Source organism: Phycisphaera sp. (genome assembly GCA_025916675.1).
In the GTDB taxonomy this organism is placed as follows: domain Bacteria; phylum Planctomycetota; class Phycisphaerae; order Phycisphaerales; family UBA1924; genus JAHCJI01.
Genome location: CP098402.1, coordinates 3,270,889 through 3,297,379 on the forward strand (window position 1 = coordinate 3,270,889; position 26,491 = coordinate 3,297,379).

At 63.4% G+C, this 26,491-nt stretch carries 33 protein-coding genes; 11 read left to right on the forward strand and 22 right to left on the reverse strand.

What is annotated here, in order from left to right; all coding sequences use genetic code 11:
- Positions 1-378: 378 nt before the first annotated feature.
- The 4 genes from NCW75_13925 to NCW75_13940 form a co-directional block, all read right to left on the reverse strand.
- Positions 379-609 (reverse strand): hypothetical protein, encoded by a 231-nt coding sequence (locus tag NCW75_13925; protein ID UYV12383.1) that lies wholly within the window; start codon positions 607-609, stop codon positions 379-381.
- Between the two features lie 116 nt (positions 610-725).
- Complete coding sequence (locus tag NCW75_13930) at positions 726-1,025, reverse strand: hypothetical protein (protein UYV12384.1); 300 nt, start codon at positions 1,023-1,025, stop codon at positions 726-728.
- 198 nt (positions 1,026-1,223) lie between these two features.
- On the reverse strand, positions 1,224-1,958 hold the full coding sequence (locus NCW75_13935) for a phenylalanine--tRNA ligase beta subunit-related protein (protein UYV12385.1): 735 nt from the start codon (positions 1,956-1,958) through the stop codon (positions 1,224-1,226).
- Positions 1,959-2,011: 53 nt separating this feature from the next.
- On the reverse strand, positions 2,012-3,319 hold the full coding sequence (locus NCW75_13940; protein UYV12386.1) for a DUF6014 family protein: 1,308 nt from the start codon (positions 3,317-3,319) through the stop codon (positions 2,012-2,014).
- Between the two features lie 294 nt (positions 3,320-3,613).
- On the opposite strand from NCW75_13940, the gene NCW75_13945 reads away from it, so the two are divergent.
- Positions 3,614-3,856, forward strand: a complete 243-nt coding sequence (locus NCW75_13945) for a type II toxin-antitoxin system Phd/YefM family antitoxin (protein ID UYV12387.1) — start codon at positions 3,614-3,616, stop codon at positions 3,854-3,856.
- A complete protein-coding gene (locus tag NCW75_13950; protein ID UYV12388.1) occupies positions 3,853-4,233 on the forward strand; it encodes a type II toxin-antitoxin system VapC family toxin in 381 nt (126 codons plus the stop codon). Before NCW75_13945 ends, NCW75_13950 begins: the two co-directional genes overlap by 4 nt.
- Positions 4,234-4,281: 48 nt before the next feature.
- Here the strand turns inward: NCW75_13950 and NCW75_13955 are convergent, their stop codons facing one another.
- From NCW75_13955 to NCW75_13965, 3 genes are all read right to left on the reverse strand, one after another.
- The gene (locus NCW75_13955; GenBank protein ID UYV12389.1) at positions 4,282-5,094 is read right to left on the reverse strand and encodes a hypothetical protein; all 813 of its coding nucleotides are present in this window, start codon (positions 5,092-5,094) and stop codon (positions 4,282-4,284) included.
- Between the two features lie 77 nt (positions 5,095-5,171).
- Positions 5,172-5,363, reverse strand: coding sequence for a hypothetical protein (locus NCW75_13960; GenBank protein UYV12390.1), 192 nt, complete (start codon positions 5,361-5,363; stop codon positions 5,172-5,174).
- 233 nt (positions 5,364-5,596) lie between these two features.
- A complete protein-coding gene (locus NCW75_13965) occupies positions 5,597-6,481 on the reverse strand; it encodes a zincin-like metallopeptidase domain-containing protein (GenBank protein UYV12391.1) in 885 nt (294 codons plus the stop codon).
- A 202-nt stretch (positions 6,482-6,683) separates the two neighbouring features.
- Here NCW75_13965 and NCW75_13970 point away from each other — a divergent pair, with 202 nt between their 5' ends.
- From NCW75_13970 to NCW75_13995, 6 genes are all read left to right on the forward strand, one after another.
- Complete coding sequence (locus NCW75_13970) at positions 6,684-7,298, forward strand: hypothetical protein (GenBank protein ID UYV12392.1); 615 nt, start codon at positions 6,684-6,686, stop codon at positions 7,296-7,298.
- 289 nt (positions 7,299-7,587) lie between these two features.
- Complete coding sequence (locus NCW75_13975; GenBank protein ID UYV12393.1) at positions 7,588-7,869, forward strand: hypothetical protein; 282 nt, start codon at positions 7,588-7,590, stop codon at positions 7,867-7,869.
- Positions 7,870-7,941: 72 nt separating this feature from the next.
- Positions 7,942-8,175, forward strand: a complete 234-nt coding sequence (locus NCW75_13980) for a hypothetical protein (protein UYV12394.1) — start codon at positions 7,942-7,944, stop codon at positions 8,173-8,175.
- A gap of 139 nt (positions 8,176-8,314) precedes the next feature.
- Entirely contained in the window at positions 8,315-8,650 is a 336-nt protein-coding gene (locus tag NCW75_13985; protein UYV12395.1) for a hypothetical protein, read from the forward strand.
- A 409-nt stretch (positions 8,651-9,059) separates the two neighbouring features.
- Entirely contained in the window at positions 9,060-9,434 is a 375-nt protein-coding gene (locus NCW75_13990; GenBank protein ID UYV12396.1) for a MobC family plasmid mobilization relaxosome protein, read from the forward strand.
- Positions 9,427-10,878, forward strand: a complete 1,452-nt coding sequence (locus NCW75_13995; GenBank protein UYV12397.1) for a relaxase/mobilization nuclease domain-containing protein — start codon at positions 9,427-9,429, stop codon at positions 10,876-10,878. The genes NCW75_13990 and NCW75_13995 overlap by 8 nt, the downstream gene beginning before the upstream one ends.
- Before the next feature lie 8 nt (positions 10,879-10,886).
- Here the strand turns inward: NCW75_13995 and NCW75_14000 are convergent, their stop codons facing one another.
- The 8 genes from NCW75_14000 to NCW75_14035 form a co-directional block, all read right to left on the reverse strand.
- Complete coding sequence (locus NCW75_14000; GenBank protein ID UYV12398.1) at positions 10,887-11,159, reverse strand: hypothetical protein; 273 nt, start codon at positions 11,157-11,159, stop codon at positions 10,887-10,889.
- 49 nt (positions 11,160-11,208) lie between these two features.
- The gene (locus tag NCW75_14005) at positions 11,209-11,511 is read right to left on the reverse strand and encodes a hypothetical protein (GenBank protein ID UYV12399.1); all 303 of its coding nucleotides are present in this window, start codon (positions 11,509-11,511) and stop codon (positions 11,209-11,211) included.
- Entirely contained in the window at positions 11,501-11,860 is a 360-nt protein-coding gene (locus tag NCW75_14010; GenBank protein UYV12400.1) for a hypothetical protein, read from the reverse strand. Before NCW75_14010 ends, NCW75_14005 begins: the two co-directional genes overlap by 11 nt.
- A 1-nt stretch (position 11,861) precedes the next feature.
- Positions 11,862-13,538 (reverse strand): type IV secretory system conjugative DNA transfer family protein, encoded by a 1,677-nt coding sequence (locus NCW75_14015; protein UYV12401.1) that lies wholly within the window; start codon positions 13,536-13,538, stop codon positions 11,862-11,864.
- A gap of 194 nt (positions 13,539-13,732) precedes the next feature.
- Entirely contained in the window at positions 13,733-14,167 is a 435-nt protein-coding gene (locus NCW75_14020) for a hypothetical protein (GenBank protein ID UYV12402.1), read from the reverse strand.
- On the reverse strand, positions 14,164-14,547 hold the full coding sequence (locus NCW75_14025) for a hypothetical protein (protein UYV12403.1): 384 nt from the start codon (positions 14,545-14,547) through the stop codon (positions 14,164-14,166). Before NCW75_14025 ends, NCW75_14020 begins: the two co-directional genes overlap by 4 nt.
- Before the next feature lie 47 nt (positions 14,548-14,594).
- On the reverse strand, positions 14,595-15,602 hold the full coding sequence (locus NCW75_14030) for a VWA domain-containing protein (GenBank protein UYV12404.1): 1,008 nt from the start codon (positions 15,600-15,602) through the stop codon (positions 14,595-14,597).
- Entirely contained in the window at positions 15,599-16,360 is a 762-nt protein-coding gene (locus tag NCW75_14035) for a hypothetical protein (GenBank protein UYV12405.1), read from the reverse strand. The genes NCW75_14030 and NCW75_14035 overlap by 4 nt, the downstream gene beginning before the upstream one ends.
- Positions 16,361-16,611: 251 nt before the next feature.
- Between NCW75_14035 and NCW75_14040 the strand changes: the two genes are divergently transcribed.
- Positions 16,612-17,955: a fructose-bisphosphatase class II gene (locus NCW75_14040; protein ID UYV12406.1), complete on the forward strand. Its 1,344-nt coding sequence runs from the start codon at positions 16,612-16,614 to the stop codon at positions 17,953-17,955.
- A 19-nt stretch (positions 17,956-17,974) separates the two neighbouring features.
- On the opposite strand, the gene NCW75_14045 is transcribed toward NCW75_14040, so the two are convergent.
- The 4 genes from NCW75_14045 to NCW75_14060 all read right to left on the reverse strand — a co-directional run bounded on the left by NCW75_14045 (position 17,975) and on the right by NCW75_14060 (position 20,676).
- On the reverse strand, positions 17,975-18,862 hold the full coding sequence (locus tag NCW75_14045) for a zincin-like metallopeptidase domain-containing protein (protein UYV12407.1): 888 nt from the start codon (positions 18,860-18,862) through the stop codon (positions 17,975-17,977).
- Between the two features lie 576 nt (positions 18,863-19,438).
- On the reverse strand, positions 19,439-20,026 hold the full coding sequence (locus tag NCW75_14050; protein ID UYV12408.1) for a hypothetical protein: 588 nt from the start codon (positions 20,024-20,026) through the stop codon (positions 19,439-19,441).
- A 43-nt stretch (positions 20,027-20,069) separates the two neighbouring features.
- A complete protein-coding gene (locus NCW75_14055; GenBank protein ID UYV12409.1) occupies positions 20,070-20,306 on the reverse strand; it encodes a helix-turn-helix domain-containing protein in 237 nt (78 codons plus the stop codon).
- A 145-nt stretch (positions 20,307-20,451) separates the two neighbouring features.
- Positions 20,452-20,676: a helix-turn-helix domain-containing protein gene (locus NCW75_14060; protein ID UYV12410.1), complete on the reverse strand. Its 225-nt coding sequence runs from the start codon at positions 20,674-20,676 to the stop codon at positions 20,452-20,454.
- Between the two features lie 69 nt (positions 20,677-20,745).
- Between NCW75_14060 and NCW75_14065 the strand changes: the two genes are divergently transcribed.
- Positions 20,746-21,435 carry a cupin domain-containing protein gene (locus tag NCW75_14065; protein ID UYV12411.1) on the forward strand — a complete coding sequence of 230 codons (690 nt, stop codon included), beginning with the start codon at positions 20,746-20,748 and terminating at the stop codon, positions 21,433-21,435.
- Positions 21,436-21,596: 161 nt separating this feature from the next.
- Here NCW75_14065 and NCW75_14070 read toward each other — a convergent pair whose 3' ends face one another.
- The 3 genes from NCW75_14070 to NCW75_14080 all read right to left on the reverse strand — a co-directional run bounded on the left by NCW75_14070 (position 21,597) and on the right by NCW75_14080 (position 24,545).
- Positions 21,597-22,835, reverse strand: a complete 1,239-nt coding sequence (locus NCW75_14070) for a hypothetical protein (GenBank protein ID UYV12412.1) — start codon at positions 22,833-22,835, stop codon at positions 21,597-21,599.
- Between the two features lie 11 nt (positions 22,836-22,846).
- Positions 22,847-23,866, reverse strand: coding sequence for a phage portal protein (locus NCW75_14075; GenBank protein UYV12413.1), 1,020 nt, complete (start codon positions 23,864-23,866; stop codon positions 22,847-22,849).
- Between the two features lie 412 nt (positions 23,867-24,278).
- Positions 24,279-24,545, reverse strand: a complete 267-nt coding sequence (locus NCW75_14080) for a hypothetical protein (protein ID UYV12414.1) — start codon at positions 24,543-24,545, stop codon at positions 24,279-24,281.
- Positions 24,546-24,708: 163 nt separating this feature from the next.
- Between NCW75_14080 and der the strand changes: the two genes are divergently transcribed.
- Entirely contained in the window at positions 24,709-26,400 is a 1,692-nt protein-coding gene (gene der / locus NCW75_14085; protein UYV12415.1) for a ribosome biogenesis GTPase Der, read from the forward strand.
- Positions 26,401-26,491 lie beyond the last annotated feature (91 nt).

Genomic DNA, 26,491 nt, shown 5'->3' on the forward strand with positions numbered 1-26,491 from the left:
TATCGCTCTATGGCTACCCCGGCGGCAAGGGAGCCCATTGAGCTGCGAGTTGGTCGAGAATCGCTGGCATTGCTTTTGGCCTCAACAAAGAAACACATCCCGGGGTCGCTAAACCAAGCCGGGATGTCGATGCGTGGTGTCTACCCACCAGAAAATGTTGTCGGTACTCCAAGATGTCTATGCGTCTGATCAGAATTCCGTTACATTCCCATGATGACCCGCATATCGTGGACCTGTTCGAGGATCAGACGGTCGACAAGAGGATCATCGGTCAAGTGTTCAGCGGTCACCTCCGTGATTCGCTCGGGTGTCAAGTCTGGTTCCCGAGCCAGCGTGCGTGCGATCAGGCAAACAGCGTCGTCTGCCCGCTCCTGAGCATCAGTCGTGCGGATGGGGCTTGCCGTGCTGGTCGTGGCTCGTCTTGCCATGCTGGCTGCCGTGCCCTGGCGTGTGCTGGTCGTCGCGATGATTGCCCTCCGAGTCCTGATGACCGGATCCGCGTTTCGCGACAGAATCACCCTGCATGTGCCGGCCGTGTGCGTCGTGAGGTTGGCCTAGAGCGGCCGGTTTGACGTTGTCCAAGGCGTTTGGTTGGGTGTTGTGAGTCATGGCGGATCTCCTATGTGTCTACGTGCTAGGCCCGCCCATCCGGGCGAGTTTTGCGTGTGCCTACACGAGTGAGATCGTCGCTGCTGCGGCCATGTCCGCCGTATTGCGAAAATTTTTTATGGAGACGGGTCTTCCGGTTGGATGCGATCCCGGATTGGATTGACTCGGAGGACCTGGGCCATATCCCGGGTGGTCCGAAGGATCTCTTCGTCTACCTGCGGATCGTCGGTCAGGTGCTCGGCGACCATATCGGCAAACCACGCCTGGAATGCCTCCTCCGAGGGCTTCTCTCCGCCAGGATCCAGCTGATCGGACCAGTCGGTCACGGCCTTCGAGATCGCTTCCAGCGCGTCCTGGGCCTGGTCCTGCTGTTTTGTAGTCAGGGGAGTTCGTGAGGAGGGTTGGAATGGGTGCATGCTGTCCACTTTACGGTTAGAGGCAGTTCGTCCACCCCTTCTATCTCGGTGGATGGTGCTACTCGATCGTCCCGCGTTCGGCAGCTCTGCCATGAGTTGTTCCCCCTTGATAGCACAAATCCCCCATCCCGTGCAAGAGGCACCGGAAAGGGACCGGGAAATCTCGGTCGAGAATTTGATTATGGGCCACGCTGGCCCTTATACGTCGAGGCTGTCTATCGGCCGCCTGCCCGTCGCCGACACACATTCTGCAGTGAGGGTCGCCTCGGGCGACAGCCGCTTGAGCCCCGCGGCGAGCTCCAGGGCCGCGGTTTCGACCAGCCGTTCTAGAACCGGATCCAGCCGGTCGAGGACGAAGTACGCGTTCGTGGTCTCGCGGCTGATCATGGTCCGGCGGCACTGGCGCCAGTTCCATCTCCGGCAGGTCACGCCCAGGCCATCGATCCAGATAACCTCGCCGGGAGTGGGACGCTCAATGGCCAACTCGCCTTGGGCGCTGATGGCGAATTCCTCGTCGCCGCGGGCGAAGCGCAAGGTGGGCGTGTCTAGGACCTGGTCGAGGTCCTCTCCGCCAATGGGGATGAGGTGCTTGAGGCTGATGGCGTTGTACAGGTCGACGATGGGGTTGATCGTGGGCAGCTCTCGACCGGCGATCACGCGCTTGAGCATGGCCTCGGGCGAGCAGTGGTGCCGGCTCGGCTTCGCTCCAAAGGCGCTGTAAGCACGACGCCATGCGGCCAGGCGGGGATCCAGGGCCTGGCCCTCGGCCGCGTGCTCGAGCCGCTGGCCGGACTCGGCCAACCGCAGCAGGGCCCCGCACCACGGGGCCGGGCCGCGATTATCGAGGCCCGCACCGTAGATCACGATGGCCTGGTAGCCGGGGTAGGCCCCATAGATCGCCTCGTCGACGCTAACACGAAGTCGAACGCTCATCCTGTTCTCCTTGCGCGCGAACGCGCGGGCCACACTTCGAGGCCGATTGGAACCTACTTCAGGCTGTGGACGCCGAGGCAGGGCGCCACGACCTTCTCCTGAAAGATGTGCCTGGAGGATGCGGGCACGTTGAAGTGCGTCGCGTACAGCCAGCTCAGGCCTGCCGGCTTCTTCAGGCCCAGCTCGCACTGGGTGACCCGGATGGCCAGGTCGCGTTGGGGCTTGAAGGCCCGCCACAGCGTGGGTGCATCGTGTCGCGCCAGCGTCAGGCGGCCGGTCGAGCCCTCGATCGCCAGTAGCCCCGATTCCAGGAGGTGGTGGAAGTGCAGCAGGGTGCACTGGGCGTCCGTGTCGGCATCCAGCCCGCCAAGGCGATGGGCGTCGAGCCCGAGGCGGACGATCGTGTTCGACGCGGCGATGCGGCCGGCACGCTCGGGTCCGAACATACGGCCCGCAACTTCAAGGGCCACGCCATCGGCCCGGAACTCCTCGAAGCCGCAGTACGTCGCGTTGGGCAGGTGGCCCCCTCCCAGCTTCTCCGAGAGATGGATGCCGTTGCCGTGGCCCGCCGCGTCGTGCAACCCGTACTCCATGGCGGCCGCCTCGACCATGCCGTCTACGCCACCGACGAGGCCGGTGAGCAGCGCGGCGGTCGGTTCGTCCAAGATCCGCTTGATGCACTCCATCGCGTCACCGAAGCGCTTGCGCTGCTCGGTCATGTCGTTGAACGCGGGCCCGCGGTGGGACTCGGTCCACCCCCAGCCGTCCGGCACCACGAAGGCCTCTCCGCCTGCGCCCCCCACGGCCCCTGCGGCATGCGAGACCTCGATACCGATCGCCTCCGGCGGGTTCTGGGGCGGATGGCCGAAGAGGTCCTCGCTGACCGCCGCCACGTGGCCAAGGTCCACGCGGGGCTTGAGCCGGCCGCAAAGCATGGATAGCACATCGTGGTCGACCCCGTCTCGCTGCTGGCGATACCGCCCCAGCAGCAGCACGTCACCCCGGGGCCCGATGAACTCCCGGGCGGCGAAGGCGGCGCTCAGCCCATCCCAGCGTCCCTCCCGAAGGGCGTCCCGCAGCAGCTCCAGCCATCGCTGGGGGAAGCGTTGGGTCGCGCGGCCCAGGTGGTCCACCAGCGCCGCGACATCGTGGAGGTCACCGTGGGCGATCGCGTCCTGGAGATCGGTGAGCACATGGTCGACATCCTCGCTCTCGTCAATCGACGCGACTTCTGGAGGGCGCGCGTCCGGGTCTCCCGCATGGTCGCTGTATCGCCAGGGCGTTGGGCGATCGTTCGATCCCGTGATGAGCCTGTCTTGGTGCGATTCCTGATGGGTCCGCACGCCGGGGTGGGTCCACATGCCGAAACTCCTTCGTTCACGCGGGCCACGGAAGCACCCTCGCACCGGGACCATCAATGGCTCAAGCCACGCACGTGTGGCCGCCCGCCGGAGGGTGCTTCCGTAACCTGCGTCCCCCAAATCACTTGGAGTGTTGAAAGCTGAATCGTCCGGCCGGGACCAATGTCCGGCCGCTTTGGACGACAGCAGTCGCCCAAGACCTCGGGTTCCGCTGGTTTGGCGCCGTGAAAACCACACTAATTAAGTCAATCGATTTTACTTGACTAAATAAACTAAGTCTTGTAGACTAATTCAATGGAAACCATCAACATCCATGAGGCCAAGACCCACCTCTCCCGGCTCCTCCAGCGGGCGGCCCGGGGCGAAGAGTTCATCATTGCGAAGGCCGGCAAGCCCATCGCGAAGCTCGTCGGCTTCCGCGAGAGCCACCAGCCCCGTACGGGGGGCCACTGGAAGGGGCTGGTCCGCATCGGCGAAGACTTCGACGCGCCCCTGCCCGACGAGGTCGACCAGGCGTTCCGGGGACCGGCGCAGTGACCGGGTTCCTGCTCGACACGCACGCCCTGCTGTGGTGGCTCAGCGATCCCGAGAAGCTCTCCGGAGAAGCCCGGACTGCGCTCACTGACGGTCAGAACTCGGTATACGTGAGCTCGGCGGCAGGGTGGGAGATGGCCATCAAGAAGCGGCTGGGACGGCTCGACTATCCGGCCAACCTGGCCGAGGTGCTCGACAAGGACCACATCGCCGTGCTGCCGATCACGCTCCCGCACGCGCTCGCCGTCTCGGATCTGCCGATGCACCACCAGGATCCGTTTGACCGGATGATGCTCGCCCAGGCGATGATCGAGGGCCTCGTGCTCGTCACCCGCGACGACGACATCCGCAAGTATGACATCAAGGTGCTCGTTGCCTGAATGTCGGCAGATATCACCTGAAATTCAGCGATCTTTGGCCTCAAGCATTCAGGCGTCTTTTGTATCGAGTGTCGTTCGAGTCAGCGACCACGCGACCGCAACGACGAGCAGGACGACGCTCAAGACGGCAACGATCTGGAACACGATCACATTGCTGCCCGGTGAGCCTTCCAGCTCTTGGGCGTGCAGTGGCATGTCGTCGACCGCGGCGAGTACGGTCGACCGGGCCGATTCGATCAGTCCCCAGAACAACGGGATCACGACCACGAAGAATCCGGGCACCATCCCGAGCGTCGGGAGCGAGCGTTGCTCCCGGGCCCGCTCGAGCGTCCACACGAACACGGCGATCCAGCAGAGGGTCGCGAGCACCCCGGCCGCCACCACGGTCAGGCTCGTGACGCCTTCGATGGTTTGGATCCACTTTGCCTGGGTGTCGTAGCCGCTTGGGTAGAAGAACGTCTGGCCCGCGTCTGCCATCCGGACCAGCAGGAGGTACATGCCTCCGACAACGGCGACGCCGAGCGAGCCGATGAGTCGCACGCTTTTGCCGGAAAGAGCTAGATCCAGCGTCCGCATTGCGAAGAACGACGTGACGAGCATGATCGCGATGAACCACAGCAGCCAGTGCGAGGGATCGCTCATGCGCCGCCCTACGCCCCACGCGAATTCCCAACGGTCGGTGAGGCCTATCTGCCAGGCCTTGAGAAAGTACCAGCCAAGCACGATTGGCAGGAGCAAGCACGCAACCCCCAGGTTGTGGCGGCCGAGCCTGACTGGTTCTCGCCCCAGGAGCCACCAAATCCCGATGCCATGGGCGGCAAGCACGATGAGCGCGATGGTCCAGTTGGCTGCTTCGTTCACAGGGTCTCCGCTTCATCTGACCGGCGCCTCGGTCCAAGTTTCTCGATGCGCTGCGTACCTAGTAGCATGCGCATGCTTTACGACGCCAGTTCTATCAGAGCCAACCACGCCAGGAGGATGGCCAGCACCCCAGCCAGCGTGGCCTCCACGAGCGTGCGAACGCGAAGCTCTGGCTCGATCGGATTCAGGTGCGGCTGGGACTCGGTGGGCGGGTGCGTCCGCTTCGGGGGCATTACGGCAAGGTCGAGTGGCTGATGTTGCTTGGTCATCGCGAAACGCCTTGTATCCGGTTATGCTGAACGATCGATTCAGAGCCAGATCGTAACGGCGCTGCCCATTGAGCCGAGCCCTCGCCCGTCGCAAGAAATGCTACGATCGGGCATGTCGACACATCCTCCCGAGATTGGGCCCGTCGTGCTTCCGATTCCGCTTTGGGACATCGTCCAGTGGGTGCTCGCCGGCCTCGCCATCCAGGCGGTCCTCCTTATCGTTGTGATCGCCATCAAGCTGGCTCTTGGCCGCGGTCGCCGTTGGTGATCCAGTCCGCCGCCTTCTGCCCCGCTCCCGCGGCGTGGACGACCAGCTTCTCATCGCCGGCAAGCCTCTTGCGCCACCCCTGGATGTACGCGGCCGATTGTTCGACGGTCTCCTGGCCGATGCCGGCGGCCGCGGCGAGGAACGCCGCTCCCATCTCGGCGACCAGCTCCTCCTTCGAGTAGTCCGGCGATCCGAACGGCGCAGAGTCGGTATCCAGGCCGCGATCCAGGCGTGAGCTGTGGCCGGTTGAATGCACCAACTCGTGGAAGAGCGTCGCGTAGTACCCCTCGCGATCAACGAACCGCTCCGGCTCTGCGATGCGGACCAGGTCCTCGCTTGGCCGGTAGAACGCCAGGTGTCCACCGTGCTCGATGCGGGGCCCGCCGGCGTAGCCGTCGACAATGGCCGCTGCGGCCTCGATGGGAATGAAGGGTTCGGGATCTTCCTCGACCTCGATCGCCCCGGGAACCTTGATCCCCTCGCATTGCTCGGCGTTGAAGACGGTGCATCGGCGCAGGACCGGGACGGTGATGTCCTCGCCGGTCTCCTTGTCCTGGGTGGCGTGCTGCTTCCAAAAGATGACCAGCGCGCCCTTTTCGCCCTTGCGAACGTGCCCGTTCCTGGCCTTAGCCTGGCGGAAGGTCAGCCAGTACGGCGAGCCGTAGCCTTGGAGCCAGCCGGTGACGGCCAGGAGGAAGACGTTGATGCCGCGGTACTCGCGGCTGGACTCGAGGTTCTTGGGATACCCACCAGATCCTCCACCACGGATCGGGTGGCGCCATGGCACGACGCCCCGGTCGAGCAGTTCGAGGATGCGATCGGTGACCGCCTGGTAGATCTCTCGCGACATGGCCGCTGTGTGCCACAGCCAGGACCGGCGGTCAAGGCTGGCTTCGGCAAACATACCATCGTGCTTATTCGGGCCTGCCTCGATGTCATATTGATTGAGGGAACAAGCACTGGACACCGAGCGAATATCCAAGTGGTGCCGCTGCGATCGTGTGGTACATTGAACACTGGCAGCCACTTTCCGTCATATTGGGAGAACCGCAATGCTTCATCATCAGAGCGCCACCGTGATTCTCTTCACCCTCGGTACTCTCGTGAGTTGTCCTGTTGTCGCCAGTGGTCAGGCTCTTTTCTTGGACGTTGGCGATCCCAGCCCAACTCGGCCGGGCGAGATCAACACCATGACCCTGGGGGCTAGCTTCGACCGCAGCGCCGACTACGCCGTTGCCGGTATCGCCACGAGCCTGGTTTACAACGAGGTCCGTGGCGAGTTCTTGTTCAGCAACCCCCGTCTCATCGCTCCGATGGCCGGCCCAGGAACGTCGGCCGGCGTCCTTGCGGCCTCCTCGATCGACGACATCATCGCGGGGCAGCTCAATTTCCCTCCCGCAGGAATCTACGCCGACCCAACGAATCCGATCTTCTTCTGGGCGGTCGACTACACGTTCGAGTTCGATCCCGCTGGTGGGCCGGCGGTCCTTGACCTCCAGACCGTTACCACGCGGTTCGACGTGTACGTGAGCATGGATTCGGCTACCAGCGAGAGCCGGCTCGGCGACCTCCGAGAGGTTGATCAGCAGCTTGTCATCTTCCCTACCCCCGCGAGCGGCTCGGCACTGTTCCTGGGGATCGCGATGGCGACACGCCGCCGACGCTAGAAGCTCCATCCATCCGGCCATATCCCGCTGACTGACAATCTCCCCTTCCTACAGCCCGCCAGACCTCACGAGTCTGCTAGGGCGTGCTCGTCTGGTGCCGACGGCCTTCTCCTTTCGTTGTGTGTTGCCAGAAGATGCGACGCTCGCACGGCGGGCCCGCTGCAAGCAAAATGACGGCTTCCACCCTGCGCTTCGCTTGTGCGGACCCTCCGCAATTTTGCTTTCCGCTCTACGCCCTCGATCCGTGCCATCCGCTGTGCATCGGCAACACAAACAGAAAGGAAAACCGATGACACAAGTACCAACCACCAACAAGCCAGCAGAGACGATCCGCGACGGCAGCCTGAAGGCGACGATCTGGAAGAACCCCCCGAAAACGGGTGACGACAAGGGCCCGTTCTACAGCGTCCAGATCACCCGGACCTGGCGTGACGAGCATGGCACCTACCACGACAGCGACCGCTTCAGCCGGTCCGAGCTGCTCCGCGTCGCCCGACTGGCGAACAGGGCTTACGACCGAGAGCTCGAGCTCCGGGCGGCCGAGCCCAAACCCAACGCCAGCAGGGCGTAGCACACTCCGCCCGCTCCGGTCCCAACTGGCCGGGGCGGGCTTCTTCAACCACCAACGAAAGGACTATCCACTATGTCAGAAGACCACCCCAGACCTGTTGCGTTGCTCCGGCTCGGCCGGCTCGAGGCCGCGATCAATGAGCGATTCACGAGGCCAGACCCGGAGCACCCGCACCGGCTCGACTTTGTGCTCACCATCCGGAGCCGCGACGGCAGCCGCTTCGACGGGCTCACGATTGATGACCTTCCGGTCGCCGAGAAGCTGATCGCTTGGGCGTACGACTGGTTGTTCGACGCCAACAGCTAATCAACCGCCTCTTGTCAAGGCCGGTTCTCCACACGGGGGGCCGGCCTTCTTCGTGTCTACGGGCGAACTCATCGGTATCCGCCCAGAATCGAGATCCCGCCAGCTCCCGCTCGTCTTCGGCGTGCGTTAGACTGATGGCATGGACGACACCCTTCGCCAGTCGATCGAGCGTTTCACCGCCGAGCTCGCATCATGGCTCGAGCAACCCGGCGAGGCCTCGAAGGAGCTCGCCGCCATCCGCTTCCGGATCGACACTCTGAAGGGCCAGCTCAGCGGCCCAGGGCTCAACGAGATGCTCAAGGGCCTGGCCGATGCCGAGCGTGCGGCCGAACGCCAACGCCAGCACGAGGCCGCCCTCGCCATCGCGGAGCTGTGCCGGCCTTTGGGCGTGGTATTGGAGCCCAAGGAGCCACCCAAGCGCAAGCCCAGGGCTCGGAGCCAGAACAAGCCCACGGCACAGCCCAGGGGCGAGTGACGGCGGGCCCCAAGCTTGCGGGGGCCCTCATTGGCGGGTCACTCACGGTTCACAGAGATGGTTCGGAGCAACCCGAAAACGCATCCATTTGCATGTGGAACAACCGACGCACTTGACCTGGTGCGGTGAGGGTGGCAAAAATCTGCTGCAATTGGATAGCCAGATATGTTTTTGCTATGCAAAAACTCACAATCTACCCACCTGGAGGGTGTGCAGAGGCATGATCTGGCCAACGTGTCCCCGTTGGATCGGGACCAAGGACCGGCCGTCCTTGGATGCGGCGTTCCGGTTCATGGACGGATCACTCTGCCCGTTCGTTGGCGGGTCGTAATCGTGCCATGAACCGGGGGGTCTCGCCCGGTGGTTGAGACCCCGGTCCGATTGCGAGGGCGTTAGGGAGAGCGTGGGCATGGCACAGACCCAAGCAGCACAGAAGGGGCCCGGCGGGAGGCCAAAGCTCGACGACGAAGAGCGTCGGTGCCGGCCGACACACATCCGCTGGACGATCGCCGAGTACAACAGCATCCACACGAACGCCGACCTGGCGGGGGTGAGCGTGAGCGAGTACGTCCGGCGGCGATCGCTCGGCCTTCCGGTGGTGGCTAAGCACGCCAGATCGGACGCCCGATTGGTGCACGAACTCAATGCGATCGGGGTGAACCTGAACCAGATCGCGCGCAACCTCAACACCGGCCGTAAGGGCGTGCGTGCGGTCGATCTCGACGACATTCTGGTCCAACTCCGTGACGCCCTCGGCCGGGCTATAGAGCAGCTTGATGATTAACGTTGTGACCGAACACGGATCGAGCTTCAAGGGCCTCATGGCCTATCTGTTGCATGACGTTGGTTCGCGCGATTCGTCCGAGCGCGTGGCCTTCACGCACACGCACAACCTGGCGACTGATGACGCGGAGCAGGCCTGGAAGGTGATGGTCGCGACGGCCAAGAGCCAGGCCGATCTGAAGGCCTCCGCCGGTATCAAGAACACCGGCCGCCGCTCCCACAAGACTGTCACGCACTACGTGCTGTCATGGCACCCGAGCGAGTACGAGACGCTCACCCGTGAAGAGATGATCAACGCCGCGACCCAGTCTTTGCGCTACCTCGGGGTCGATGAGGGCGAGCGGATCGGCAAGAAGGTGACCGCCAAGCGGACCCAGCGCGGCGACGAGCACCAGGCGATCTTCGTGGCCCACGACGAGGGGCCGGGCAAGCCGAAGCACATCCACGTCGCACTCAATCGTGTGCATCCAGAGCATGGGGTCATGCTGCCGGACACGAAGGACTACGAGAAGCTGAGTGCATGGAGTTTGGACTTCAGGCGAGCCCAGGGCAAGGAGCACCTGTGCCCCGAGCGTGTGAAGAACGCGGCGAAGCGGGCCCAGGGCGTGCTGACGTCTCATGTACGCAAGCCACGGAACGTGTACGAACAGGAGCAGGCGATCGAGGCCGCCCAAGATCCGAAGCACAAGACCGAGCTCGAGATGTTGGCCAAGAAGACCAAGGAGATCCGCGCCAAGGAAGCGATGATCAGAACCAGGAACGCCGAAGGCCTCCGCACGCTCGAGATGAAGCATATCGCGGCCATGACATCCGAACGCGATCGGGCGGCGAGGGTCATCAGGGCCAAGCGGTCTGAGATCCGTGCAGCCTACGCGACCAAGATCGACGCTCTGACCGAGAAGCAACGCGGTGAACGCGACGCGTTCTTCGAGGGCTACCGCACCGCCGCCGGCCACGCTCGCAACGCGTGGCAGGCATTCCAGACCAAGGAGTGGATGCGGGACATCCGGACCAAGCCCCTCCACTCCATCAAGCACGCCTTCACGCTGGCCTACGACGCGGGCTTGCAGCTCAACGACATCGAACACTTCCACAGGCGGGAGATTGCGGTACTCCGCGGTCAACGCAGAGCCGAGGAGCGCGAAGCGGGCCGAGAGGTTCGACAATCGCAGAAGGCCAGGATGGCCACGCTGCGGCAGGACTACACGCGGGACCGCCTGGGCTTCTTGCTCGAGCGGCAGATGGACCGGGCCAAGCTGCGGGCCGAGTGGCGGCAGCTCGAGAAAGACCGGCAGCGGACCGTGAGCCGTGGCGGACGCACGTGGGCCGCGTCACCCCAGGGTTCCAAAGAGGGTGTTTCGGATGAAGTCCTCGAGAAGGCCAGGCTAATGCGTGAGGCCCGTGAGCAACGCCGGCGTGATCGAGGCCGAGGGCTCGAGCGGTAGCAATCGGTTTAGATCCCCCAACGTTCCCGCCGGCGTCCATCCAGCCACGCGACAATCCCGCTGAAGGCCTCGTCGAAGCCGAGGTTCTGCAAGCGTGCCTCTTCGTCGGCGTACCCGGCGAGCTCGGCGTAGGAGAACCCGTTGAGCAGGACGAGCGAGTCGGCCTGCTCCCAGACCAGACGGAAAGCGGTGCACGAGCGCGTCGAGCCGTCGGGGAGCGAGATCTCTCTCGTTTCGCGCTCGATCCAGCGCTCGATCTTGTATTCGGTCCAGAAGCCCATGCACCATCATGCCATGAACCGGCCGCTCCGTGCAAGTTCTCGAGGCCTGCTACATCCCCTGTCCTCGGGTTGCCCGCTCGAACGCCTGCTTGGCCGCCTTGCGGCGCATCTCCAGCCGGGCCCGGATCGCCTCGATCTCCTTCAGGATCTTATGGTCCTGCTGCGTCCGAGCCTCGCGCGCGACCGAGCCCATCGGGGTGAGCGTCTGCTGGGGCTTCGGCTGGGAGAGCTGCTTGTGCAGCTCGTCGATCTGAGCCCTGTTCACCGGCCGTGCGACGGGGATGATGTCCCGATCGCGTGGTGTATTCGGTGACGCATGATCGTTGAATCCGGTATGGGTGTCATCGGGCATGGCGTGCTCCTTCGTGCGTGCTTACCTGGCCACTCGCCTGGGCGTCGGTGAGCCTTCCGATCAACTGTTTCAGCCGCTGGTGCACCGGTGGCTGCGGCCTCATGAACTTCACCACAGGCACGTCTTCGTGTGACAGCGGGCCCCCGAGCTTGGTCGGGCCCGTCAGGGTCCAGTACTCGGCGTACAGCACGGTGTTGATGCGGGGGTCTGCGCTGGTGCGTGACTCCCATCGCACGTGCGGCAGGCCAACAACGTCGGCGACGACCACCAGGCCCACCAGGAAGCCGACACACGCCAAGAGCCGTGACACGCTCGAGCGTGGCTTGAGTTCGTTCGCTGACCTTCCCATCTCAGCCTCCTTTCGACGGCTTGCGGTAATACGGGTTGGGTGCCGCCCGGCGGCGGAGCCTGGGGTTGCGGAAGTACGGCGTGGTCATGACCTTGAACGGCGGGCTGTTCTTGTAGAAGACCAGGGCCTTGTTCTCGGGCAGCTCGCGGACCTGCTCGGGCAGGATCAGCCGCTGGCCGTGTTGGCTGGTCGAGGTCGAGTAGTCTGGGCCCGAGCGGTTGCCGAAGCCGTCGGGCCGAACGCTGTGCGACGTTTGGTGGGCCGTCTTGCTGCCGGCCAGGTCGGCGAGCATCTTGCAGGTCTCACGGTCGCGAACGCCGAGACCAACGACCATCTCGCACATGGCGAGCAGCTCCCGCGCGCGTGAGTCGCCGTAGATTGCTCGCAGCTGCTCGTACGATTGCAGATAGATGATGGGCACCAGGCCGAGCTTCCGGCCGAGCGCGACACATTTAAAAATGGATGGCATGGCCAGGCCCGTGCTGGCGAATTCGTCAAGTAGCAGCAACACCTTGCGGTTCGTACGAATGCGCGACATCTGCTCGATGGCGGCCGTCAGGACGAGGTTCAGCCACACGCCGTGGCTCGAGGCGTACTCGGCCGGCAGCGTGACGTACACGGTCTTCGCGGCTCCGGTCTTGAGCGTGGCGAAGTCGAAGCCACCCTGGACCGACACCGAGCGACCGATCGGCCCAAAATCGTCGAAGCACTCCAGGCTCTGGATCGCGGTGTTAACCATGCCGGACCACTCGTTCTCGGAGGCCCGTGTGTCGTTCAGCCGCACGGCCAGCTCCCGCAGCGTGCCACCAAACGCGTCGCTCACCATCGCCTCGGCGAAGATGAGGTCCCACCCCTCGGCCGAGCTCATGCACAGCCGCCGCGCCTCGGCCGGGCTGGGGTTTCCTCGCAGAGTCATGTACAGGTTCAGGAACATGTGGAACCGCTGGGCGGCCGTGTTGAAGAATTTCGACGAGCCCGAGGCCTTCGGGTCGTCGGGTTGCACCGTGTGGGCGAGCTGGAACGCCAGGTCCTTGGTCTCCTCGCCGGCGTCGTTCAGGATCGTGTAGGGGTTGAAGCCGCAGTCGGTGATCTCGACACCCAGCTCGTCGCTCAGCCGCGCGGCGTGCGAAACGAGCGAGATCTGTTTGCGTTTCAATGAACGTTGGAATGGCGAAGCCACGCACTGAATTTCTGCGGTTGGGTCAAGGCACACGATCGACATCGGCTGGCCGTGTTCGTCGTACTGCTCTTGGGTCAGTTGGTTGATCACCAACCTGCTCGTCTTTCCGCCCCCCGGTGGTGAGATGACCACGCTGGCCCCTTCCCCGTTTTTTGCCATCCGCTTGCCCTCGATCGTGCCGAGCTCGAAGTAGCCGCGGCCGAGCATGCCGGCCCGCTTCGCATCACGTGCGGTGCCCCAACGGGCGGAACCGTGGGCCGTGCTGGGCTCCTTGATCTCCCGGTTGATCCGCCGCAGCTGCGCGTGCGCAAGCAAGGCCTGGAACCCTCGCACCAGCCAGACCAGGCCCATGAAGCTGGTGACCAGGGCGGCGACCCCGAACCACTGCGTGTTCACGGTCTGGTTCTCGAACAGCCAGTAGGTGCCCGCAAAGGCGACGCCGGCCATGATGAAGTGGAGCAGCGGGTACTCGGGTGGTTGGTTCGGCTGGGACGGCATGGCGTGTCTCCTTGATGGAGTCTGGATTGGGGATCTGGGTTTTGTGCCACTGCTTGCTGGCAGGTCGAGCGCGTACGACAGTGCTCCCGCTGTTTGCAGGTGTTCGTTCCTTCAAAGCTCGCGAATGCGGCGGACCAGCTCTCGCCGGCCAGCCACGGGTCCTTTTCGCACGCTCACTACGTCGTGTGCGAAGTTCACTCGGTCGGTGCGTCGGCAGCGGCGTCATGCTCCGGCTCTTCGGCCGGCACGATGTAGGGTTCCGCAGCGACCTGTTGGACCAGGTCCGCTGCGAGCATCCCCAGTGAATCCGTCTTCCGTTCTGCGTCGGCAAGCGCGCGGGCCGACGCCTCGATGAGTGCTGTTGCGTTGGCTAGCTCCATGAGCAGGACCTGGTTCTCTGCCTCGAGCGTGTCCAGCCTCGCATGCAGGTAAGACTCGATATCCATGCCCTCGCTCGACGCGTCATGCTCGGTCACCGCCCGCTGCCAACCATCCAGGGCTCCGGTGGCCGACGCCCTGATCCTCAACGGCAACTCGGGCTCCATCATGGCGAGCACGAACCCGGCGACCATGCACGCCAGGAAGGCGAACCCACAGAGCACCCATACCGGTGTGCGCAGGTTGATCACGGCCGTTCCTCCCTCGGCTTGATCGAATCCGCGACCAGGCTCGAATACTCGATGAGCTCATCCAGGCCATCAACGCTGATGCCCTGGGCTGTCAGTTCACGCTGGTGGCGTTCGAGGCTGCGGACCTTCATCCGAAGCGAGACCGCTGCCCGGGTGCGCTCGGTGCCCTTGAGAAGATCGGGGCCAGAGAGCACAGCAGGAAGCTCGCTGATGCGGTTCGGTCCAGACAGTCCAGAACTTGTGCCCTCGCGAAAAACCGAGGAACCCATGGAGAGTGCGCCGATCGCTAGGCCCGCGATGACCACGACGATGGCGACGAGAACACCTCGCTGCACGTCGCTCTCCTCACGGTACCGATTCCCTAAATCTGTCACCTTCATCTCAATCTCCCTTAATGTTGGAAGCCATCCGACGTGGCTACGCCGGCCTATCGACTGGTGATCCCCCGGAGCAATGGCTCGAGCATGTCCGATGGGTTTTCCGAGAACGTTGCCCTGCTACCGCCTTGACGTGAGACGCCCTGGAAGAACGCTCGGTCGCGACCATGCGTACCCGTGAAGATGTGCACGGTGCCGTTTCGGTCATCGCTCTTCACCCACTCGGCCAGATGAGCCTGCACCCGGCTTGCGGCCGCGGCCGATCGATCACCCGCCTCGAATGGGCCTACATCAGTGAGCGTGACCAGCCGCTTCGAAGCTAGTTGGTTGGACGAAGAATCCAGCATCGCGATGCCAGCCTCGACGGCGGCCGCGAGGTCGGTCGCGCTCGACTTGGTGTCGATCGCCCCGAGGAACGCCGCCAGCTGATTGAGGCTCTTGCCCTGATCGACGCTCGTCGGACGGATCTGGATTAGTCGGAAGACGCGCTGGTCCATCCGGTAGGCGATCACACCCACACGAAGCGTTGTCAGCGGCCCGAGCGTCTCTGAGAGCGTCCGTACCCGATCGACAAGCTGGGCGATACGTGCAGCCTGAGACTGGCTCGTGTCGATCAGAAACACCACATCCACGCTCTTGGTCGCCAGTTCGTTCTCGGCACGATCCGCCCGCGACGACTCCGAAGAGGCGAGCGCTTCGGCGACGTCAGCCCGTTTTTCTTCACGCCGCGCGAGGGCTTTGGCCTGCTCGGCTCTGTCCCTCTGCTGCTTGGCCAACTCTGATGCCTGCTGGGCCTTGCCCTGCCACGCCTCTGCCTCCGACACCGCCGCCTGCCGCGCATCCTCGGCATCGCTCGCGACGCCGATGGCCGACTGGAGTGATGCCAGTGTCGTCGCCAACTCGGCTTCGAGCTCCTCTGCATCGGCCGTGCTGCTCAGCGTCACTAGGGGCACCATGCTCGTGAAGAGGGACATGAACAACAGGGCCAGTAGGGCCCACACGTCGCCGTTGACGACGAGCCCGAGCGGCGTCGAGGATGAAGCACGACGGCGGCTCATGGCTGCCCATCCTTTTTCGAACCCTCGGCGCCGGAGGCGCAGATTGCTGGCACGATGTAGTTGGCCAGGAGCTCGCGGGAATGGGCCACATAGGCCCGGCCCGAGGCCTGCACGGCGGCCGCCAGGGCATTCAGAACGATGCTGGCCAGCACGCCCAGAACGGTCGAGCCGTAGGCCAAGCTCAACGAGGCGATGGGCCCGCCAAAGCCGAGTAACTCCTCGAACATCTTTGGTCCGCTGCCCACGTCGGCCGACGACGCGTAGGCCGACAGGCCACTGAGGGACTGCATGGCCCCCAGAGCGGTGCCGAACACGCCGATGAGCACGCAACTGCCCGATAACCACCGGGCCGGGCCTGCAAGGCGATCGAGTTGATCTTCCATGACCCCCACCCAGTCGTCACCGTGTATGGGTCGGCCATGGCGTCCGGCCTGTGCCATTCCGTTGATGGTCGCGCGGAATGGCGTTGTCGAGCCGGCCGTGTCGACGAGGAAGGTGCCCACATCCTCGATGCGTTCCAGATGCTCGACTTCTCGCTCGGTCTCTCGGGACCACTGCCGAGCACGCACAGCACCCGCCACGACGGTCCCGACGCCGCCCAGGAACAACATCCCGATGAGCAGGTAGACGGCGTGTTCGAGCCGCCCTTGGCTCACGGCTAGGGCGAGCAGGAAGATGCCGCCGCAGGCGAGAAGTCCCACGATCGCCACATCAAGCACCGGCCGGGCCTCTCCGAAGCCCGGGGTCATCGTCGTCATCGTGCTTCCATCGTTTCTGGGCATGGCTCTAGGTCTCCATTGCTAGCGTGTACAACTTGCGTACCGTCGAACTCATAGAGCATGTAAGTAAATCTGCACGCCAGGGTTTCACGTCTTTCAACTACTTTGAATTCGCAAGGGATGCGCGCATTTCAACGACTATGAATTCGCGTGTGTGAATACTCGATCTCCCGAATTATTAAAATGCCGATTGTGTTAGACTGAGTTCCAGATTGTGACTACAAGTCCGCATGGACAACACCACCACACCATCGCCGAGTAACAAGGACACCCATCGAGGCCTCCGATTTGGCGCGCTCGAACTCATCCGATGCACGGAGCAGACCGCTGTGCTGATGTCCGACGCAGAAGGTCGCGGCGTCCACCGGGACGAAATCGGCAAGTATGCGACCATGTCCATGGCCGGCTACCTCCGCCAGTCGACCTACAGAGCCCGGTTCGGTCTCTTCGACGAGATCTACGACCGCGAAGATGAGGCCAAGGGATCAACCCCATCGGTCCAGATCCTGAGGGCACTCGAGAGGGTCGGTGACGGCTACCGCGAAGCCTCCGGTCCTGACCGGGATGGTGATCTCGATCTTGACTTCTGCTGCGCACCGATCGATGGAAGGCACGCCCTGTCCATGGGCCATACCGGGGGCACGGTGTCGGCTATTGGCTTCGCCGCCCACCGCGCCGATAATCCGATCTTTGCTCCGCCACGGCAGCGTCTGAATATCAAGCGAGGGCGCGGCCAGCCGGCACACGCTGATCGAAGCCCGCCATGGCTCATCCTCGCGGGATCCGCCGAGTCGGCACTGCACCTTGGCGGAGTAGAGGCCATCCAGGACTTCCTCCGAAAGCTCGCCGGTCGGCAGCAAGGCGACCTTGTCGAGGATTTTGTCTCCAACGTCTTTGATACGCCTGGCTCTCGTGGGCCTTCCGACGCCAGGCTGCCCATCCGCATCGAGCGATCGCTCGCGGTGCTGGATCAGCCGCGGTTCTTGCTGACCTGGGATCGCAGGTCGACCCCTTCATGCAAAAAGAGGGTGTTTACGGGATCATCCCTTGCCATCAACCTGGCGGCGATGTTCGACACCCGTGGATTCGATTGCGCTCTTTCCATTACTCGGCACCTTCACGCGGTACAAGCCAGCATCGCGGCGAGAGCCCTTGGTGGCTTTGTCGTCGCCGTGCCCCTGTGCCGGGCCGAGGAGCCATCGGGACCTGCGGGCAACGTCCCGCTCTGTATCGAATCTGACGACATTTGGACACACACCAAATTCGTTCGATCCACCGATGCGGCCTTAGTCGTGAGTGGTATCAGCGAGAACGTCGTGCTGAGCCCGGTTCGTATCCGCGGTGACCAGGCACGGGTCAACACATTGAGCCTGAGCGCACGCACTAAGTCAATGCGCAAACTGGATCATCGAATCACACTGAGTGGCCCATCCGCAACCCGCTTTGCGTGCTTCGATGAAGGGGTATTTGATTCTCTAAAGCGTGGTGATCCCCTGCCAGAGGCTGAATGGGATAGCGCTGACGAGTGGCGCAAGCGGTTCGACAAGATGCTCAACCGACATCATCTTCGCTGATTCCGACACGATGTTGGCTCTAGGGGTGAGATGGTCTGTCCCCGAGCACCCAATCGGCGGCCTTCTGCGCCGCACCGGCGGCCTGGACCACCAGCTTGGTATCGCTGCTCAGCTTCTTCCGCCAGCCGTCGATGTAGGCCGCAGATTGATCGATCGTGGCTTGTCCGATGCCCGAAGCCGCCGCCAGGAACGCCGCCCCCATCTCGGCGACCAGCTCCTCCTTGGAGTAATCCGCCGAGCCGAACGGTGAGAGGTTCTCGTCCAGGCCCCGGTCCAGCCGTGAGCTGTGCCCGGTCGAGTGGACCAGCTCGTGGAAGAGCGTCGCGTAGTAGGACTCTGGATCGACGAACCGATCGGGATCGGCGATGCGCACCAGGTCCGCCTTGGGCTGGTAGAGCGCGCGAGATCCTTTGTGCTCGATGCGTGGCCCACCCTCGTAGTGCTCGACGATCGCCGCGGCGGCCTCGATGGGCGTGAACTCCGCCTTCTCGTCCTGATCTTCGGCCGTCGCCGGCGACGGGACCTCGATCCCCTCGCACTGCTCGGCGTTGAAGACGGTGTAGTGGCGCAGCACCGGCACGGTGATGTCCTCGCCGGTTTCCTTGTCCTGGGTCGCGTACTGCTTCCAGAGGATCACCAGCGAGCCCTTCTCGCCCTTGCGTACGTGCCCGCCCATCTTCCTGGCCTGCACGTATGTCAGCCAGTACGGCGACTCGTAGCCCTCCAGCCAGGCCGTGACGGCCAGCAGGAAGACGTTGATGCCGCGATACGCCCGCTGCGACGCGAGGCTCGTCGGAAGCGATTGTTCGCCCCCAGCGCCCCGGATCGGGTGTCGCCAGGGCACGGTGCCCCGGTCGAGCAACTCGATGATGCGGCCGGTCACCGCCGTGTACACATCCAACGCCATCGCCGCCCTACCTCGGGCGGCTGGTGATTCCCTTATAGTCTCCGGTCATGCCTGCCTCGTATGGTTGTTATGACAATCGGGTTCTGCCACGGGCCGGCTTCGTGTGTCAAGGACTTTCGGTGCTGCATTGCAGCACCTGATCAGCGGATTGTTGAGTCAGGGTGTGCCTTTCTTGGTTCGTGGTTTGCGGTAGTAGAGAGGGCACAAGTGTCGAACCGCCAATACCCCTTCCACAGGTAGGCAATATGCTGTATATCTTGAACTGCCGGGCGGCACTTCGCCCGGCCGGGAGTACAAGCCCGCCACATGTCTCGGCCTACGGGTCGGACCACGCCGGATAAGCCGCTCGCGGCCCAAGAAGGCGTGCCTTCGTGTGGAGGCTTGTACGGTCCGGCCCACCAGACGAAAGGAGACCAGGCCGATGGACAACAAGCTCATTATCGAGGAACTCGCGAGGATCGCGGACGACCTGCACGCGAACGTTTACGCACTCAACAAGATCAGGGAAGAGATGGGACGGAGGAGAAACGACGGCGAGGACTGACCGCGCATATGGTGGTATGTACGGTCGATTCCTCAGCCGCCGGCACGATAGCGACGCCATCCGACGATACACACGATGAGATGCAGGCCGATGGTCGCGATATACGCGTAGTAGGCCAACCAGAGCGATGACGAACCACTCAAGGCCGTGCTGGCGATCACGAGGCAGGCCAGTAGGACCAGGGCCGCGGCGAGAAGCACGGCTCCGACTGTTTCGACGCCGGTTCGTCCTCCGACGGCCACATGTCGGCTTGGATGGCTTGATTGGAACCCGAGTAAATCTTCACTCACCAATTCGTTAGCCTTCCCCTCAAGCCATTCGATCCGCCGGAGCACGTCCTCGAACGAACGCGCATGGCTGATCGTCGTGCGCACGAACCAGACCAACGACGCTGGCACTACGAAGAGCAGGATCCACTGGGATTGCTCGGGCATCAACGGCAGCACGCCAAGGAAGGCCACGATCGTTGCCCCGGCAGCGGGCACCCGGCGTTCGAGCGAAGCCATGCGGAACTCGGCAAGTTGGTACATTGCCCTGTACTCAGCCAGCAGCACCTCGATCGAGGCTTGTGGATTAAGATGGTTTGCCGAAGTGGGCTTGCTTGGGGATGGCTGGTCCATCAAGAATCGCTATCAGAGTCGGGTACCCTTGTAAAGCCCTGCATTACGGCTTGATGTCCGCGATCTCGTCCGCCGGGTCGGCCCCACAGGCGTGGCACCACTGGACGAACTCCACCGGGTCGATCCGGCGCTCGCCGTGCTCCACCTTGTAGACGTACGAGTGCGGCCGCTTCAGGATCTCGGCCAGCCCCCGCATGGTCAGATCGGCCTCCCGGCGCAGCTCGCCCAGCCGACGGCAAAGCTTTCGGTACGCCAGAGTGTGGTGCGGCCTTGTCCCCATGTTGGGCGCACACTACAGTGCCCAACGCCTGCGCCCAGTATGGGCGCAGGATTGGAGGAGGTAGGACCATGTATGAGTTCGGGATGCCTGACCTTGGCCGTGCTGATTCGAACTGCCAAGCCTGGCCGCCGCTTCGTCTCGGCCGTCAGCGCCGCAGGGGAGGCATCAGATCCGCAGGCTCGACACGGAGGGCTCGTGCGAGCTTCTCGACCGTCTCTAGGGTGGCCGAGCGCTCGGCCCGCTCGATGAACGAGATCGCCGTCCGGTGCAAGCCCGACCGGCGGGCGAGCTCTTCCTGGGAGAGATCGCGCTCGGTCCGAACGGCACGGACCCGATCACCGAAATCTTGCACGAAGGTTCGTCGGCTCACTGGATTGAGCGTGGATCCATGCGGACAATAAGTCTACATACAAAACGTCACATAGAAAGGGAGAATCCGATGGTTGCACACAGCGGTGCTCTGGCGTTCGAAGGGCTCAATCTGGACGTTGCCGGCGGAAAACCGTCCACCGGCTCAGACGTGCTGAGGGCCATCCTGGAGATGGCCAGCACGGCTCTTGAGCAACTCAGGGCTAGCACGGATCGTCCTACTGCCGTCCTCGGGCGCATCCGGGGCACGGGACGCGGGGTCTCCTTTGGGCGACTCGTCGATCGGCTGGAGGCGGAGCACCCCCTTGACCTCGTTTCACCGTTCGAGGGAAGCGATCGGGTTGCCGGGGCGGTCTGGGCACTGAGTGAGCCATACGCGGCCGCCCTGGCCAAGCTGCGCTGGGACGCCAGAGCGATCGATCTGCCGATGCATGTCCACGAGCACTCCGACCGCTTCATCATTGTACTGGAAGGCCGGGGCTACTACCACGTGGCGGGCCAGCCTCTCGATGGCTTCGACGGCTCGGCCGTTCGCACCGTGCCGGCCCGGGAGCGTGACGTCTTCGTCTTCACGCGCGGGGTGGTTCATACGTTCAGCACCGACGAATCACCGATGGTGCTGCTGTCATGCCAGTTGCCGCACCTGCCATTCGATGATCCGAGGCAGTACACGCTGCCCCGGGTTCGATGGACGGCCGCGAACCACAAAGATCGACAGCCCACGGTCGGGTGCGACCCGGCGTGGACAGTGCTGACATGATGATTGAGTTGGTATGTAAGACAAAATTGTCCAACACATCAGGCCGATTTATGACTATGTAGTACGGCTACTCACCTGATGCTTGTGCAACAACGGTTCAGAGAGGATAGTAGTGCTGATTGAGGCGGAGTACGTGGTGGTATCACCCGCCAGTATTGAGGCTAGTAATCAAGTACCGGCGAATCCAGTCGTTGTCGAACCCATTCGATGAGCAACCTGTTTTCAGGCGCCACTGGACGCATGTAGACATCTGCAACTGCAGAGCTGGCTGCATGTCCTAGCCAGCCGCGCATTTCACTGATCGAGCAGCCATCGCGTGAACCAAACTCGGTCGCACCCAGATGGCGTAGAACGTAGAAACCACTCATCGTGTCTTTGTTTTCATCTATGCGCTCTCGAAGCGCGTGCCACCAGCCTTGTACCCGATTCACATGGCCACTAACGAGGGGCAATCCAGACTGGGACTGGAATACGCGTTCCCCTTGCGGTCGTGCGGTCTCTTGGATGTAGCCATGAAGATACGCCCATACAAGACGCGGCGTACTCCCATATCGTTGGATGCCGGTTTTTGCACGCCTTAGGTCGTACCCAATCTTGTCAATTTGGCCAACACGCAACATGGAGAGATCTGAAGGTCCGAATCCAAGGCCAATGGCAGTCCAGATCATGGCTTGGCCACGCAGGTCTGTTGCAGCCAGTATTCGTTTCAATTGATCAAGTGTTGGGAGCAAACGCGGTTGTCTTGGGCGTCCAACAAACCGGTCACGCGACTCCCAATTCCACGAGAGCGTTTGTTGCCCATGCTCAGGTCGTCCTGCTCGGATAATTAGATGCCGTACTCCTTGCATGGCATGGGCGATGGCTGCCGAAGAGAGGTTATCCTCCATGAGCTTGCGGTTGTATCCTTCAACTTGCGGCATTGTCAGGTCATCTACTCGAATCTTGCCTACAGCTCCCTGCCCATGCTCTGTGTTGATGAACTTGAGGAACGCTCGAACGTAGTAGCACCGATATCGAAACACATCGGGATGGATGGTGCCACGAGCTCGGGGCGTATCAGCTTCCCTGACTCTGGATTGCTCGTAGTTGAGCAAGCCGTTCGCCACTTCCAACAAGCACCCCGGCTGCATAGTGACAGCCGTCTGTGTAGCCAATTCATGATTGATGCTGGATGGTGAACGCCGGTGACCGTGTCGAGGTGTTGGTCTTCCGTGGAGATATTCATCAAGCCAATTTGCGTAACGACGCTCAGCTTCGGCTTTATCTGAGGGATTGGCAAGATCGAATCGGTGCTTCTTCGGGCTGCCCGTCTGGGGGTCGCGGAATGACACATGCCAGCCGATGCCACGATTGGTGGTGAAGGACAACTTCGGGATTCTGGGCTTGCGCTGATGGGGCATGCTTGCAACTCTCACTCAGGGAGTTGGTCTATTGTAGTGCATGATCGGACAATAAGTAGTGCTAAAACCATGTAAAATACTCGAAATAGCGTATTTTGGTACATCTTGAAGGACTGCATGGTCACGCGGGCGGCGCGGTCGCTCAGGCGTGTGTTGAGCTGGTCTTGGAGTGGGGTGAGCGGCTCGACCTCGCCGATGCCGGCGTAGCAGAGCGGCTGGGGGATGTTCTGGATGTGCACCACCGGCACGCGGCCGGGCGAGGCGCGGTTGGGGCCCTCGGCGATGAGCTCGCCGTCGACGTAGACCTGCCGCCACGCGCCGCTGAGGACTTCGGTGACGCGCTCGGTGTTGAGGGTGCGGCCGTGGCGGTCGTCCTCGTCGGTTTGCGAGGTGCGCCGCGTGAAGTCGATGGCGTAGGCCTCGAGGCGTCGGTAGTCGCTCGGGTCGACGATGGGCACGCCGCGGCTTGGGTCGATCGCTTCGACGCGGATGGCCTCGGCCAGCACTTCGGCCGGGAGTTCGAGGAGCGCATCCAGGTCAGGCGCGAGGGCGGTGAGGCGTTCGATATCGCAGCGGAGCAGCAGGTCGACGTGGCCGTAGACGTGGCCAAGGAGGAGGGCGTCGTGCAGGAGCGAGAGCCCGCCCGAGGCTTCCCACACGGCGTCGAGGGCGGCTTCGATGCTGCGGCGGTGCTGGGGTTGGCCGGCGGTGCTGAGCAGCACGAGCGGCTCGGGCAGCATGAAGTCGACCATGGTGTGGATGCGCCAGGCGATGTCGTTCTCGATGACGACCTCGTTCGTGGCCGCGTCGACCATCCGATCGTCGGACCAGGGGTCCCACGCGCCGCGGAGGCGGGGCGGGAGGCCGGTGGCTTGGGGGAGTTCGCCGCCCGGGCGGGTTGGCTCGTTTCGGAAGTAGCCCCAGAGCCAGCGGAGGCGCGGCGCGATGTCGCGCTCGTGCTCGGCCAGGATGATCTCGAGGGCCTGGGGCGAGAGGGTGGTGTCGGTGAAGGGTGCGAGGTTGAACGCCACGGGTGACCTCCCTTGGGTAAGGGCGTTGGGTGTTGGCCCCGTGAACTCGGGGGCCTCTACCTCACGGGCGGTCGGACGGGTGGCGGCGCGCGGGAGTGGTGTTTGGAAGTGGGCACTATGCGAGAATCACCCCGGAATTGCCGGGGATTCTGCGAAATCAGAATTGTGCTGGAGCTTGGTGTGATCGCGGCGTGGCATGCGCGCGGGAGAGGGGATGAAGAGGGATAACCACAGAGGCACAGAGACCCAGAGGGGAAAGGAGAAGACTTGGGGGATGGGGGAGAAGAGTTGGGAAAGTAAAGGGGGTGTAGAAACCGAGCCGCGGGCGTGAGCACGCGGCCTCAATCACACCTTGATAGCCGAATAAAGGCCGCGTGCTCACGCCCGCGGCTCGGAAGGAGGGGCTCGGCGGTTAGCCGGTGGTTTCGGCTTTTGGCTCTTCGAGCACCTCGACGGCCGAGAAGCGGTCGAGGTTGAGGACGACGAGCTCGCCGTCCTTCTTGCGGAGCTCGACGCGGTCGATCCAGACCTTGTTGTCGCGGGTGTGGGCGAACCAGGAGCCGGATTTCTCTTGGCCGACGCGGACGACGACGCCCTGGACGGTGGAGACCATCGTGCCGCTTGCGCGGGGGAACTGCTGGGTGATACGCACGGTGGCGCCGGGGGTGAGGTTTTCCATGGCGGGCGATGGTAGGGGGGGAGGGAGAGAGAGGGCATCGGGCATCAGGCACTGGGCATCGGGGAAGAAGGGGGATGAAGAACCCTCACTCCGGCCCTCTCTCTGGGAGGGAGAGGGGGCAGAGGGGAAGGGGAGTCGGGCTGGGCGGCGTACGATTGGGTCTATGCCTATACCACGGATCGCGATCGTGGGCCGGCCCAATGTGGGCAAGAGCTCGCTGATGAACATGCTGGCCCATTCCAAGGTGTCGATCGTTGACGATCTGCCGGGGGTGACGCGCGATCGGGTGACGACGATCATCGATCTGCCCCATAGCGATGGGCGGCCCGAGCGGCCTGTCGAGATCACCGACACGGGTGGTTATGGGGTCTATGTGGCCGAGGGGCAGCGCTACGACGAGGTGGGGGCTGACCTCTCGACGCTGACCGATGATGTCGAAGGGCAGATCGAGGCGGCGGTGTCGGATGCCGATTTGATCCTGTTCTGCGTGGACGTGCAGGCGGGGCTGACGCCGCGGGACGAGGAGATCGCCCGGCTGCTGCGCGAGCAGAAGCTGGGGCGGCGCGATCGCGCCGAGATGGCGAAGCTCGACCCCAGCCTGGGCAAGCAGGCGCCGGTCTACATCGTGGCGACCAAGGTGGACGGGCCCAAGTGGGAGACCCACGCCTACGAGATGAGCGCGTTGGGCTTTGGCGAGCCCTTGATGTGCAGCGCGCGGAACAACTACATGCGGCGGGACATCAGCGACCGGCTGTACGACCTGCTGCCGGCCGAGGACGAGACGGCCAGCGTGCCGCCGGCGGACCTGTCGATCGCGGTGATCGGCAAGCGGAACGCGGGCAAGAGCACGCTGGTCAACGCGCTGGCGGGGGCCGAGCGGGTGATCGTGTCGGAGATCGCGGGAACGACGCGCGACGCGATCGACGTGCTGGTGGAGAAGGATGGCAAGCGGATCATCGTGATCGATACGGCCGGCATGCGGCGGAAGAAGAGCTTCCAGGGCAAGGTCGAGTGGTTCGCGTTCGACCGCGTGCAGCGGGCGATCGATCGGGCCGACGTGGTGATGCTGATGATCGACTCGACCGAGCCGACGAGCCAGGTGGACCAGCAGCTCGCGATGCTGTGCCAGAACGCGTTCAAGCCGACGATTCTGGCGGTGAACAAGTGGGACCTAGCCGAGGGACGGACCGATGACAAGGGCCGGCCTGTGACCCCCGAGCGGTACGAGAAGTACGTGCGTGAGGGGTTTAAGGGGCTGCCGTTCGCGCCGATTGCGCTCTTGAGCGCGAAGGCCGGGCTGAACATCGACGGCGTGCTGGAGCTGGCGTTCGACCTGAAGAAGCAGGCGCACGAGCGGGTGTCGACCGGGGCGTTGAACCGGCTGATTCGGTCGATCCTGGAGAAGCGCGGGCCGGCCACGAAGATCGGCACGATGGCGCGGATGTTCTATGTGGCGCAGGTGGGGACGGCCCCGCCGACGATCGCGATGGTGGTGAACGAGCCCAAGCTGTTCACGCCCAATTACATGCGGTATCTGATGAATCGGCTGCGCGAGCAGGCGCCATTTGATGAGATCCCGTTCCGGGTGTTCGTGCGGAGCCGCAAGCAGTTCGACAAGCGGCGTGAGCAGGCGGAACGTCGTGATAAGAAGGGGCTGATCGACACGAGCGCGTTCGATCGGGGTGAGGATCTTGAGCTGACGCCCGACGAGATCGAGAGCCTGTTCCGTATTCCGGGTGAGGGATCGGGCGAGGGTGGATCGTTCGTGGATGAGAGTGGCATCGAGGGCGAGGTGTTCGAGGATGCCGAGGTGTTTGTTTTTGGCGATGACGAAGCAGAGGACACCCGGTCGTAATCCCGACAAGAAGGCACGGCCAGGGGCCGGGGGATGAGTCCGGACGCTGGCCGTGCCTGGTGTGGCTTGTTTGCCCGATTTCCCTGTTGGG